The sequence below is a fragment of the Collinsella aerofaciens genome (assembly GCF_015561195.1).
GTDB classification, from domain to species: domain Bacteria; phylum Actinomycetota; class Coriobacteriia; order Coriobacteriales; family Coriobacteriaceae; genus Collinsella; species Collinsella aerofaciens_AC.
The window spans coordinates 144,639-157,549 of the sequence record NZ_JADMSU010000003.1; the positions used below are offsets into that span (position 1 = coordinate 144,639).

Annotated in this window: 12 protein-coding genes; 6 read left to right on the forward strand and 6 right to left on the reverse strand. The window is 59.5% G+C overall.

Annotated elements, in window-relative coordinates; genetic code table 11:
- Positions 1 to 75: 75 nt before the first annotated feature.
- The 6 genes from I2H81_RS04640 to rnd all read right to left on the reverse strand — a co-directional run bounded on the left by I2H81_RS04640 (position 76) and on the right by rnd (position 5,171).
- Positions 76 to 966, reverse strand: a complete 891-nt coding sequence (locus tag I2H81_RS04640; protein WP_195644726.1) for a LysR family transcriptional regulator — start codon at positions 964 to 966, stop codon at positions 76 to 78.
- Positions 967 to 1,007: 41 nt separating this feature from the next.
- Positions 1,008 to 1,343 carry a histidine triad nucleotide-binding protein gene (locus tag I2H81_RS04645; protein ID WP_035137921.1) on the reverse strand — a complete coding sequence of 112 codons (336 nt, stop codon included), beginning with the start codon at positions 1,341 to 1,343 and terminating at the stop codon, positions 1,008 to 1,010.
- A 49-nt stretch (positions 1,344 to 1,392) separates the two neighbouring features.
- The gene (gene xseB / locus I2H81_RS04650) at positions 1,393 to 1,659 is read right to left on the reverse strand and encodes an exodeoxyribonuclease VII small subunit (RefSeq protein WP_006234311.1); all 267 of its coding nucleotides are present in this window, start codon (positions 1,657 to 1,659) and stop codon (positions 1,393 to 1,395) included.
- A 42-nt stretch (positions 1,660 to 1,701) separates the two neighbouring features.
- Complete coding sequence (xseA, locus tag I2H81_RS04655) at positions 1,702 to 3,153, reverse strand: exodeoxyribonuclease VII large subunit (RefSeq protein WP_324253205.1); 1,452 nt, start codon at positions 3,151 to 3,153, stop codon at positions 1,702 to 1,704.
- Between the two features lie 115 nt (positions 3,154 to 3,268).
- Positions 3,269 to 3,973: a zinc metallopeptidase gene (locus I2H81_RS04660; protein ID WP_195644727.1), complete on the reverse strand. Its 705-nt coding sequence runs from the start codon at positions 3,971 to 3,973 to the stop codon at positions 3,269 to 3,271.
- A gap of 64 nt (positions 3,974 to 4,037) precedes the next feature.
- Positions 4,038 to 5,171, reverse strand: coding sequence for a ribonuclease D (gene rnd, locus I2H81_RS04665; RefSeq protein WP_195644728.1), 1,134 nt, complete (start codon positions 5,169 to 5,171; stop codon positions 4,038 to 4,040).
- Positions 5,172 to 5,269: 98 nt separating this feature from the next.
- Here rnd and I2H81_RS04670 point away from each other — a divergent pair, with 98 nt between their 5' ends.
- From I2H81_RS04670 to I2H81_RS04695, 6 genes are all read left to right on the forward strand, one after another.
- Positions 5,270 to 6,187, forward strand: a complete 918-nt coding sequence (locus tag I2H81_RS04670; RefSeq protein WP_117773928.1) for a diacylglycerol/lipid kinase family protein — start codon at positions 5,270 to 5,272, stop codon at positions 6,185 to 6,187.
- Between the two features lie 408 nt (positions 6,188 to 6,595).
- Positions 6,596 to 8,509, forward strand: a complete 1,914-nt coding sequence (locus I2H81_RS04675; protein ID WP_195644729.1) for a C69 family dipeptidase — start codon at positions 6,596 to 6,598, stop codon at positions 8,507 to 8,509.
- 400 nt (positions 8,510 to 8,909) lie between these two features.
- Complete coding sequence (locus I2H81_RS04680; protein ID WP_118260341.1) at positions 8,910 to 9,482, forward strand: hypothetical protein; 573 nt, start codon at positions 8,910 to 8,912, stop codon at positions 9,480 to 9,482.
- A 207-nt stretch (positions 9,483 to 9,689) separates the two neighbouring features.
- Positions 9,690 to 10,241, forward strand: coding sequence for a hypothetical protein (locus I2H81_RS04685; protein WP_195644730.1), 552 nt, complete (start codon positions 9,690 to 9,692; stop codon positions 10,239 to 10,241).
- Positions 10,242 to 10,372: 131 nt separating this feature from the next.
- Positions 10,373 to 12,124 (forward strand): ABC transporter ATP-binding protein, encoded by a 1,752-nt coding sequence (locus I2H81_RS04690; RefSeq protein WP_195644731.1) that lies wholly within the window; start codon positions 10,373 to 10,375, stop codon positions 12,122 to 12,124.
- Positions 12,117 to 12,863, forward strand: a complete 747-nt coding sequence (locus I2H81_RS04695; protein WP_195644732.1) for an energy-coupling factor transporter transmembrane component T family protein — start codon at positions 12,117 to 12,119, stop codon at positions 12,861 to 12,863. Before I2H81_RS04690 ends, I2H81_RS04695 begins: the two co-directional genes overlap by 8 nt.
- Positions 12,864 to 12,911 lie beyond the last annotated feature (48 nt).

Here is a 12,911-nt window from a genome sequence, read left to right on the forward strand (position 1 = left end):
AAGCATGAGGGCAAAGCTGTCAGCTATGTGTTACAAGGCGTCAATAATCACTTGATGCCTCGAAGCCAATTAATCTCACGAAGCGAGATGACGCAATAGGTGAAGAAATACCGTCTGGTGTCGATCAGTCCAGGCATTTTGTCGATAGCAAAAGTAGATGGGCAAGGTTACATCACGCGAACCTTCAATTGAGCACTCACTCACTTCTGATCCATCCGACGCAAGAGAGGACCCAGACAAACCCAATATCAATCCCCCGGCTTGAAGAAACTCAGTCTGAGCCCTGTTTCCGTATTCGACATCACGGAAGCGAAAATTGACGAGCTGGGCTTCAGGACATTGATTGATTGCATTGAGACAGGGTGACAAATTAATGGGAACAGCGAGCCTGCCGCCCAGTAACTCACGAACGGTCATAGCGCCCACAGATTGATGACCCGCTGGGCACGAAAGAACCTTGAGCTCCTTTTCACCCAAGTATTTCGAAGAAAGGACACTGTCCCGTGGTTCCTCAAACGAGATAGCCGCATCCGAGATGCCAAGCACAAGTGATTCAAAGCATGTAGCCGTTGGCTGATGCCACACATCAAGGTGAATCTGAGGATGCGAGCTTTCAAACGAGTCATACCAGTTTTCGGCAAAAAGGCGCCCCCGCCCATGAAGGCAGGGGGCGTAAAGACGAAAGTGGCCATCGGGCGAAACGCCGTCGCCCCTCGATTGAGCGTACTTTTTGAGATCGTCGACTTGTGCCAGGATCACGCGTACACGACGCGCAAATTCTCTGCCCGCCGGAGACAAAACAGCCTCCCCCGCCGATCGGTCGAGCAAAACAATCTGATACTCAGATTCCAGCTTTTTGATTGCCGACGAAACGGCCTGCGGACTCACATGAACGGCGCGAGCTGCTTTGCGCACGCCGCCATAGTTCGCCACCGCTTGAAGGTATTCGAGTTGAGAAAGCTGCATAGAGTACTCCAAAGGCAGCCAAGTCGACGGGCTACGCGTCCTCAGATGAGGTTCTCGCCCAGATTCTTGCCGCCGAGGACGTGCATGTGGAAGTGCATGACGGTCTGGCCGGCGTTGACACCCTTGTTGGAGATGACGCGAAAGCCGTCCTCCAGACCCTTGGCCTTGGCGACCTCCTGGATGGCGTGAGCCATGGCGCCCATGGTCTCGGCAGGTACGTTGTCGGCGATGTCGCTGTAGTGCTTCTTGGGGATCACGAGCGTGTGGACCGGCGCCTGGGGGTTGAGGTCGTCGAACGCGATGACCTGGTCGTCCTCATAGACAACGGTCGAGGGGATCTCGTGGTTGGCAATTTTGCAGAAGATGCAATCGCACATGGTTGGTTCCTTTCTCACAGACCAAGGTAATTATATTTGGTCGGGATGGTTAGAACGAGAGGTTGTCGTCGGTGTTGGCGGCTTCGCCGTCGGCGAGCACGTCGTTGCCGTCGACGTCCTTAAGGAGCACCGAGACCTTCTGCTCGGCATCGGACAGGCGGGTGCGCAGGCTCTTGAGGAGCTCGACGCCGCGGGTGTAGCTCTCGAGCGACTCCTCGAGCTCCATATCGCCCGACTCCAGGCTGCGGATGATGAGCTCCAGCTCCTGCGAGGCCTGCTTGTACGTAAGCTGCTCTACCGGGGTCTTCTCTGCCATATCTGTTTCCTTTCCTAAGGGTCTATCACTGCGAAACGCGGTCTACTCGACCGTATCGACCGTTGCTGCCACGTTGCCGTCTGCCATGCGCACGCGAATGGCGTCGCCAGGCTTAAAGGTCTTGGCACTCGTAGCCACACCATCATCGCTGTACGCGATGGAATAGCCGCGAGCAAGCACTTTGAGCGGCGACAGGGCATCGAGCGACGCTGCCGCACGGCTCAGATCGGACGCTGGCTTGCTGAGCATCGTGCGCCCTTGATGCTCTAGGCGGGAACTCGCAAGCGTGAGCGCATGGCGCTTACCATCGAGCCCCGAGGTGCTTGTAATCAGACGCTCGGGCAAGCGCCCAAAGTTGGAGCGGAATGTCCCGACCGAGCGTACTATGGCGCCCGACAGGCGATCGGCAGTCAGCGCAAGCTCCGATTCGCGACGCTCAACCATAAATGTGGGGTCGTTGAGGCACGGGCGGCATGCGGCGGCATCGAGTGCATCGCCCAAGCGAGCCGTATAGGTATCCCAGGCACGGCGACCGCGCTGATCGAGCATCTCCAGTTCGACCTGGGCCGACCCAATCATCGATGCCATCGCGGCACCCAGGCGCTGATGGCGCGCCTCGAGCACATCTGCCAGCTCCGTCATAGCCGGCGCCACCGATTCGGCCGCCGCCGTGGGCGTGGAAGCGCGGCGGTCGCTCACCATGTCGCAAATCGAGGTATCGGGCTCATGGCCAATGCCGGTCACCACGGGCACAGGACAAGCCGCCACCGCGCGGGCAAGCTCCTCGTCATTAAAGGTCATGAGGTCCTCAAAGGAGCCGCCGCCGCGCACCAGCAAAATACAGTCGGGCGCCGGCGTAATGGCAGCGGCGCGGCGCAAGCCTTCAATGAGCTCGGCCGGCGCACCCTCGCCTTGAACCTTGGCGCCCACGCAGACGAGCTCGACGAGCGGGTTGCGACGACGCAATGTGCGTTTGACGTCGTCGATTACGGCGCCCGAAAGCGAGGTGACAACCGCCACACGCGAGCAAAACACCGGAATGCGACGTTTGCGCGCCTCGTCCATCAGACCCTCGCGACGCAGCTTTTCGGCCAACTGAGCCACCTGCTGACGCAGCAGGCCCTCCCCCGCCAGCGAAAACGAGCGGGCGACGAAGCTCATGCGGCCCGTGGGCTTGTAGAGATTGAAGCTGCCCTTAAAGCTCACCTGCATGCCGTCGCGCAAGTCGAAGGTGCGCTTAAGGTAGGCGCCCTTCCAGATGATGCAGTCGACGGCCGCCGAGTCGTCCTTGATCTGAAAGTAGCAGTGGCCGCTTCGGGCATTGGGGCCGCGGAAACCCGTGACCTCACCCAAAACGCTCAGCTGCGGAATGGCATCAAGCGCGCCGGCGGCAATCTCCACCGCCTGGCTCACGCTGAGCTCTTTGCGCTCCTGCTCGTCCGATCCGTCGAACTCGGCGGAAACGGCATTGCCGGTTAGATTCCAGCCTGCCACGCAGCCCCCTTTCGTCATCGTGCACATGGGCTCCGGCCCTGCGCTAATTCAAGTCCAACACATGGTACAGCGCCGCGGGGACACAAATCCCCGCGGCGCCCGTCGGTCCCATTTGTTATCGGTTGGAGTTTCTGTTGTAACGAGCCATAAGGTAGAGCAGCTGAATAATCGAGGTGAGCGCCGCCGCCACATAGGTGAGCGCGGCTGCCGTCAGCACCTTCTTGGCACCGTTGACCTGCTTGGAACTCATGCCCGACTGCTCGATATACGCCACGGCGCGGCGACTGGCATCGATCTCGACCGGCAGCGTAACCAGCTGGAACAGCACGCTAAACGAGAAGAAGATCAGTGCGAGAGTCGTGAGCCCCGCGATGTTCATGAACAGGCCCATGAGCAGCACGATGGTCCAAGTGTTCTGGGTAAAGTTGACGACCGGCACGAGGGCGGTACGTACCTTCATCATGGCATAGCCGCTTTGACGCTGCGCGGCATGGCCCGCCTCGTGACAAGCGACAGCAACGCTTGCGACCGAGCCGCCCGAACGGTTGGAATCCGACAGATACAGGTTGTTGTCCTGCGGGTTGTAATGGTCAGTGAGCTCACCGACGACACCCTTGATACCCACGGCATTGCAGCCGTTGGCGTCGAGCATGCGGCGAGCGACCCTGGCGCCCGTGTCGCCGTCCGAGCGAACCTTGGACCACGTCTTGTACGTCGAATTGATATAGCTCTGCGCGGCAAGGCCAAGCACCGTGCAGACAAGAACAACCAGCAGGTACAGCGGGTCGATACCAAAGCCGTATCCATAGTAATAGGGCATGCGAATTCCTCCGAATCGAGTTACACGTTGGAGGCATTTTACCCACTCAAGCGGCTAGGCTTCCCTATAACAACTCAATCTTTCCGTCCTTCACGGTGAGTCCCATATTGCCGGAAAGCAGATCGTCCAGGCGCGAGCCCACAAGCTCAAAACGCCAGCCTTCGCGCAGTGGACTCTGCTCGGGGTGCTCAATATAGTCGGCCAGGTCATCGCGCGAGGCAATGACCGAGGTCGCCACGCCCGAGCGCTCAGCAACCAAGCGAATAAGCGCATACATCAGGTCCGTCACGCTCTCAAGCTCCGGCGAAATCTGGCGATGCCCACGCACCATGAGCGGCAGACGATCGTGCGGGCAGCTCGCACCGCGCTTGATGGCCATGAGCGCGCCGTCCACGTCGCGCTCCCCCAGCTGATCGGTACCGCGGATGCTACGGAACTCCTCAACGCGCACGGGATTGCGCTTGACGAGCGCCAGCAGCGTATCGTCGGACATGACCCACTTGCGCGGGATGTTGCGGCGCTCGGCGCGGTCCTCGCGCCAGGCGGCGAGCTCGCGCGCAATGCCCAGCTGATGGCGGCTGCACGAGTTGATGCGCTTGACCTTGCGGAATGCCTCATGGCGGTCGGCGCGGTAGTGCGACTCATCGGAAAGCGGGCGCAGCTCATCGAGCACCCAATCCACACGGCCCAGCTCGCGTAGGCGGCTCATCATCTCGGTATAGGCAACGATCAGATACTTGACGTCATCGATTGCGTACTCAATCTGCTTATCGGTCAGCGGGCGACGCGACCAGTCGGTCAGCGACTCGGTCTTGGGCAGCGAGACGCCGCAAAACGTCTGCACGAGCGCGCCGTAGGAAATCTGCTGGCGCTCGCCCAAAAAGGCGGCGGCCACCTGCGTGTCAAAAATCGGACGCGGCAGCACGCCTACGGTATGGAGCATGACCTCCATGTCCTGCGAGCAAGCATGGAACACCTTGGTCACGCTCTCGTCGGCCATAAGCTCGGCCAGCGGCGACAGGTCGTCGATCACCAGAGGGTCGACCGCGACGCTCTCGGCAGGGGTGGCAATCTGAACCAAACACAGACGCGGATGGAACGTGCGCTCGCGCAAAAACTCGGTATCAACGGCAATCGCGTCGAATTCGCGGGCGCGCTGGCAAAAGTCGAGTAGAGCCTGATGTGTGGAAATGTACATATCAACCCATCGAATAAGGTTAGGCCCGAAAAACACGGGTAGGATAACGGCATTGTCTTACAACTATACTCGGTTAGTCACAGAACGGGAACGTAAGTATGCGCTGCCTTATCATCCACAACCCGGCATCGGGCCCCAGCTCAGATGAAATCTACGCATTCACGCACGCCCTCGCGCAGGGCGGCGACGAGGTCGTGATGCGTTTTATCGGCGATGGCATGGAACCCGAGGACGCCGTGGCAGACGTGCGCGAGTTTGATCGCGTGGTGATTTCGGGCGGCGACGGCACCGTCTCCAACGTGCTCGACCAGATGCGCGGATGCGGCGTCCCCACGCTCGTCTTCCCCTCCGGCACGGCCTGCCTGTTCTTCAACAACATCGGCAATGCCCCTGAGGCGGCGGCGCTTGCCAAGGCTTGCCGCGCCGGTCGCACGGTCAAAGTGGACATGGGCGAGCTCTTTTGGCTCGACGAGAACGGCAGAGAGAAGCGCCACGGCTTTATCATCATCGCCGGCTCGGGCTTCGACGCCGAGATCATGATGAAGGCCGCTCCCACCAAAAACGACATCGGCGAGATCGCCTACTTCCTGTCCGCGCTTGCCACGCCCAACCCCACGGTGGCGCACTTTACGATTGAGCACGACGGCATTGTCGAGGAGCTCGACGGCATCTGCTGCATGGCGGGCAATACCTCGGTCATCCAAAACGACATCAACCTGTTCCCCGACTGCCGCATGAACGATGGCATGGTCGACATTGCGGTCATCGAACCCGTGCGCACCGTGCAGCTGCTGCCTACCGTGATCACCGCCGCGCTCGACCCCGCCGGCAAGGTACTCGGGCGCCCGCAGTTCAAAATCATCCAGACCAAGGAAGCCAAGATCACCTGCACGCCATCGCTGGGTATGCAGTTCGATGGCGAGATTATCTCCAGCAATTCGGGCGTCTTTGGTGCCCGCGCGCTTCCGCAATGCCTCGACCTCATCGTCGACGAATTCTCCCCGCTCGGAAAATAGGAGGACCCCATGAACGACAATCCCCTGCTCGGCTTTATCGTCATCGTTCTGGCCATGCTCATCGGCTATGCGATTAACGTGATCCACCGCCGGAAGAAGTAATTCCACATTGGTATGATATTCATACAATTATCGTCTCCCCCGCTGTTTATGCATTTGCCAAACAGCGGGGGATTTTCATTTCGGGCATTCCCAGCTACTTTATTCGTCTACAGTAATTGCAGGGCGTCTTTATTAAAGTAAAGCTACAAACTGAGTACAATTAACCGCTCATCGCATATTTCATCACGCTTATCGAGTAGGTTTCTTTCATAGATGAATATTGTTTTCAATTCGTTACGCTAATGGGGTGTCTTTATTGGCTGAAGCCCTCTGGCGACAGAGGGCTTTCGCACGCTGGGAGGGAAAATGAGGAAAACTCACCCCGTCAACGCGCTCAAGAAGCTAGGCATAGGCCTCGCCTTTGGAGCTGCAACCATCATGTCCATGCCGACCTCTGCGCTCGCCTGCACGCAGATGTACATGGGCAAAGACCTAACAGCCGACGGCAACACGTACTACGGCCGCGCCGAGGACTTTGGCAAGCGCTATCTTAAGCACTACGGCATCGAACCTGCCCACGAACCTGGCTTTACGTACAGCTCGATTGAATCTGCTTTTGAATACACTTCGAACAAGCCCACCTATCGCTACAGCTATGTGCGCGACCACCCCTCCAACTGGATGGGTCGCACCGACGCCTACTCCGAAGCCGGCATCAACGAGAAGGGCGTCTCCTGCTCTGCCACGCTGAGCACCTCCTATAACGAGGAGGCCGATGCAGCAGACCCCATCGATGAGGAAGTAGGTCTGGGCGAATACAGCTACGGCAGCATCATCCTGGGCGAGAGTGCCACTGCCCGCGAGGGCGTCGAGCTTCTCGGCAGCCTGATCGATGATCAAGGCGTCTGCACCAACGACCAGATCATCATCGCCGACAACAACGAGACCTGGCTGTTCGCCACACTTTCCGCCCATCAGTGGATCGCCATGAAGCTCGCTGACGACGTCGCGTCGCTCAACCCTAATATCGGGAGCCTCAACTACGATGTCGACCTCAATGACACCGAGAATTGCCTCCACTCTGAAAAGATCCAATCCATGCCCGAAGAAAAGGGTTTCGCCAAATACTCCGCTGACGGCAAATTCGATGTCGCCCAAACGTATGGCGAAAGCCTCGCCGATTCCGGCGTAAACCAGTGGTCCCGCTATGTGCAAGGCCGCGATTATTTTGGTAGTCAGCTGACCGAAGGCACAGATTACGACATTATCACAGTAAAGAAGAAAGGAAAACCTGACCAAAAGGGAGCCATGGTCAGCGAAATCCAGCCCCTGTTCTTCAAGCCTGGCAAGTCTGGTTGGAGCACTTTCGAGTTGATTCGCGCCTTCGGCAACCGCGGCGAGAACGTCCCTGGCCTCAACGCGAACACTGATGGTGTTTATTGCATCGGCAGCGAGCGCAACACCGAGATCAACCTCTTCCAGATTCGTCGCGGGTATGACCCCGAAGTCGCTACCATCCAGTGGGAAATGCTCTCCCGCGCTGCGTACTCCGTCGCCATCCCGTTGTACTCCGCTCTGATAACTGAGGTCAGCCCGTACTTCAGCGATCAGACCGTCTCCTTCGATCACTGCAAACAGACTGACGTCGTGTACAACGAGGAGCCCGAGAACTCAATCAACTACGTCCTCATGGACATCAGCTCGCTCTGCTTTGAGAACCCTGACACCCTTGGTATCAGCGTCCGTGCCTACCTCGATGCGCTCCAGAACGAGCTCATCGAGCAGAACAAGGAAGTTGACGCCGCCATGCTGGCCGAGACGACCCCCGAGGGCCGCACTGCCCTAGCCAACAAGGCCGGCAAGGCTGCTACCGAGAACACCTACGTCAAGTGCAAGGCCCTGCTCCAGGAGATGCGCGAATACCTGAAGGCTGAGAACTTCGACGAGCCCTTCACTCCGAGCGATCTGAACACTGAGACCAACGGCCTCAAGGTATCCATCACCTACGCCAAGGATGCTCTTGCCACCGACCCCGTCACCCCGGATCAGCCCGGTACCCCCGAGCAGCCCGCTAAGCCCGAGCAGCCGGCCGCCAAGCCTGAGAAGCCTGGCAAGTCCGACACCACGACCACGGTAACCACTAACAAGACGAACACCAAGGGCAGCCTGCCCACCACTGGCGATCGTTTTGATGGCCGCATGGTGGCCGCATTCGCCATCGCTGGCGTTGCCGTCATCTCCGCAGGCGGTTACTTCCTCTACCGTCGCAATAAGGAGTAACGTCTTAGCTGAGCGGGCGAGGCAGCAATGGCAGCCTCGCCCGCTTAACCCGCCTTTTTGACCGACGGGAAACCCGCCTGAAATCTTTTTTAAAAAGATTTCCCCGCACACACTTCGCTGTGCTATAGTGCAGCGCAACAGCAACTAGGTGCGACCGCGCCACGGCATCACGAAAGGAGCCACCAACATGAAGAACACGATGAACTCTCTCAACAACTGGTGGTGGCGTGATGCGAATACGATCGGTCGACAGTGAGTCCCTCACGCCTGTTTTTGCGCTCTAGGTGATTGGAAGGCCTCCGGTTTCGACCGGGGGCCTTTTTCTATCTCGAGCCCGATCGCATTCGCATCACGCGCCTCCGCTTTTCTCTTGCACTCCCCTTCCGAAAGGATTTTCACCATGTCTCAGAACACCACCGCCACCCAGCCCCGCACCGTCCAGACCGCCGACCGCGGCAAACTCGATGTCCGCGCCCTCGTCCTGCTCGCCATCCTGCTCGCCGCCGGCTTCATCCTCAACTTCACCGTCGGCAAGGCAATCTCGGGCATCTCGGGCGGCATGATCAGCCCCGAGTTCATCATCTCGGCCTTCTGCCTCACCATCCTGGTCGTTCGCCCCAACATCGGCCAGGCGCTCGTCATTGGCCTCATCTCGGCTGCCGTAATCCAGATCACCACCACTTCGCCGTTCGTCGATTTTGCCGCCGAGGGCATTGCCGCCATGCTCATGGCCGGCATCGTCAACGCCGCCGGCAAGAACGGTCAGGTCAAACCCGCCATCGCCATTGTCGCAACCTTCCTGACCACCTTTGTCTCGGGCGTCATCTTCATGGTCATCAAGATGGCCATGCTCGGCGTGGTCGGCGAGCTCGCCGCCGCCATGCTGCCCGTCGTCGCCATGACCGCCGTCTTTAACGCCATTCTGGTCGGTGCCCTCTACCTGCCCATTCAGAAGGCCCTGAGGCTCAACTAACCCGCTCGGCTTTACGAGGGCCCCATCTTGGCGTTCATTCGTCGCTCGCGTACCCAAGTACGCTTCGCTCCTCTTTCGCGCCAACCTGGGGCCCTCGTAAAGTCGTCTCTGTGCTCCATTATTCAAAATTAATCCCCTTTTCGATTTAACCCCTTTCGTGGGGGTCCAGGATACTTTTATCTCAAATCTCACCTTAAGGAGAACATCATGGCCGCCAACACTCAGGCTCGTACTATTTCTACCAACGCCGCTTACGACAAAGGCATCCTCGATATCACCTCGCTGGTCCTGCTCGCCGTCCTGCTTGCCGCCGGCTTTATCCTCAACATAACCGTAGGCAATGCCCTGGCCGTCACGGGCATCAAGCCGCAGTTCATCATTGCCGCCTATGCCCTAGCCATCGCGCTCACGCAGGCAAGCTTTGCTCAGGCCGCCATCTTTGGCATCTTATCGGCCGCCGTTATCCAGATCACTACGTCAATCCCTGGCCTCAACTTTGTCACCGAGCTTGCCGGCGCGCTGACGATGGCAGCGCTCGTTAAGTCAAACATCGGCGGCAGCAAGGTCAATCCCTTCATCGCCGGTCTGCTCACCACCCTGGTCTCGGGTGCCCTCTTCGCCGTCCTGGGCACCGTCATCATGGATGCCGCGCTGCCCACGGCGCTCGCCAAGGTGCCCATCGTGCTCGGCACTGCCGTCTTCAACGCCGTCGTGGTCCAGGCCCTCTTCTTCCCCCTCCGCATGGTGCTCAACAAATAGCCTGATATGATGGACGGAGCCGCAACTCCACGGCCCCGTCATCAAAAGACTGTCCCAGACAACTAGCTCTTGGGGACGTTCTTAAACGACTAGTCATGTAAGAACGTCCCCAATGACTATGAAAGGTATCCATGGAAACGATCATCAACGTCGACGATGTCTCGTTCTCCTATGGCACGCAAACCGAGCGGGCGCTCAGCCACATCTCGCTCAGCGTGAACAAGGGAGATTTCATCGGCATCATCGGGCCCTCGGGCGCCGGCAAGTCCACGCTTGCCGCTTGCCTGTCGGGTGCCGTGCCACACCACTACACCGGCACGTTCTTTGGGTCCGTCATGGTTAACGGCCACGACACCTGCGAAGCCTCGCTCACCGACGTGTCGCAAATCGTCGGCAGCGTGCTGCAGGATATCGACACGCAGATGGTCGCCTCGGTCGTCGAGGACGAGATGCTCTTTGGCCTCGAGAACTTTGGCGTTCCCCACGACCAGATCGAGCAGCGCGTGAGCGAAACGCTCGAGACCGTCGGCATCAGCGACCTGCGCGACCGCGAGATCGCCACCCTCTCGGGCGGACAGAAACAAAAGGTAGCCATCGCCGCCATCCTCGCCATGCGTCCGCGCGTCTTGGTTCTCGACGAGCCCACCGCGGCACTCGACCCCGCCAGCTCCACGTTGGTCTTCGAGACGCTGCGTGAGGCAAACCGCGCACTTGGAATTACCATCGTCGTCGTTGAGCAAAAGGTCGCCCTGCTCTCGGAGTACTGCAACCGCGTGCTCGTGCTCAACCATGGCGAAATCGCGCTGCAGGGCGAGCCACACGAGGTCTTCGCGCATACCGACGAGCTCCGTGCCATCGGCGTCGACTGCCCTCGCGTCACGCGTATCTTCAATAGCCTCGAGGCCGATGGCCTGGTAAGCGGTACCCCTTGCTTGGATGTCGATGAGGCCGAGCGCCTGATTTCGGGCATCGTCGACCCCGCACACGTAAGCAACGACATTCAGGCACCCGCCGGCTCCCCGCATGCACCGTCGTTGCGCCCTCATGCCAAGGACGCCGAGCCCGTGCTCACCTTCGACCATGTTGAGTTTGCCTATCCCAATGGCGGCGCTACCGTCCACGACCTCAACCTGACCCTCTATCCCGGCGAGCTCGTGGGCATCGTCGGCCAAAACGGCGCTGGCAAGACCACGCTCACCAAGCTGCTCACGGGCCTGCTTAAGCCCGCCTCGGGCAGCGTGCGCGTCACGGGACTGGATACCGCAGCCGTTCCCACGAGCCGCATCGCCCGCGAAGTCGCAACCCTCTTCCAAAACCCCGACCGCCAGATCTGCAAGGACACCGTGCTCGACGAGGTCGCCTTTGGCCTGGAGCTTGCCGGCATCGACCGTGCCGAGGCGCTGCGTCGCGCCCAGCTCGTCATCGACCGCTTTGGCTTGCCGGCCGACGAGGCGCCCTTCTCGCTCTCGCGCGGTCAGCGCCAGATGGTGGCACTCGCCTCCGTCGTGGTCGTAGAGCCCAAAATCGTGGTGCTCGACGAGCCCACGAGCGGCCTTGACTACCGTGAGTGCATGACCGTCATGGAAACGGTGCGCACCATGGCCGAGCGCGGCTGCGCCGTGATTATGGTCTGCCACGATATGGAAGTCGTCTCGGATTTTGCCGAGCGCATTGTGGTAATGGCCGACGGTCGCATCCTCGACCGCGGCCGCACGCACGAGCTATTCTCGAACATCGATCTCATGCAGCGTGCCTATGTTGAGCCGCCCCAGGTTATTGAACTCTCGCGCCGTCTGGCATCTTCCGTCTCGCCCGCTTTTGCGCAGGTAAGCGAGGTCACCGATGTCGTTCGCATTACCAAGGAGATGGTCCACCGTGGTTAACGTCATCGACTACATGCCGGGCGATACGCTGCTGCATCGCCTGAACCCCGTCGTCAAACTGGGCCTCGCCGCCGCCATCATCGTCGGCATCTTCTTGTCCGACACCTACGTGGCGCTGCTGGGCTTTTTGGCACTCACCCTTGCGCTGGGTGCCTATGCCGGTGTCGTCGACCGTCTGTTCTCGTTGCTCAAGTTGCTGATTCCGCTCGCGCTTATCATGCTGGTGCTCCAGCTAGCCTTTATGCGCGATGGCAACGTTGTGTGGGGCTTTATCACCGACACGGGCCTCATCACAGGATCGAAGGCCTGTCTGCGCCTGCTGGGTGTGGCGTTACCGCTCATCCTCATGCTCATGGTGACCAAGCTCAACGACCTTGCCAACGCCTGCGTCGAGGTGCTGCACGTACCGTATCGCTATGCTTTCACCTTTACCACGGCGCTGCGCTTTGTGCCGGTGTTTGGTCAGGAGATGAACGCCATCATGGAGGCGCAGACCGCACGCGGCGTCGAGTACGACACCAAAAACCCCATCAAGAAGCTTAAGCTCATGCTGCCACTGTGCGTGCCACTGCTCATCTCGAGCGTAGGCAAGACCGATGCCACGGCCTTGGCGGCAGAACAGCGCGGCTTCTATCTGCGTACACGCGCCAGCTCGTACAAGCGCTACCCCATCAAGGGCCTGGACATCGCCGTGCTCGTCGTCAGCATCGCCCTCATCGCCATCGGCTTCCTGTTCTAGTTCGCCACCGACAGCAACCGCCCAACGCAAAAGGCCTCGGCTCGCACC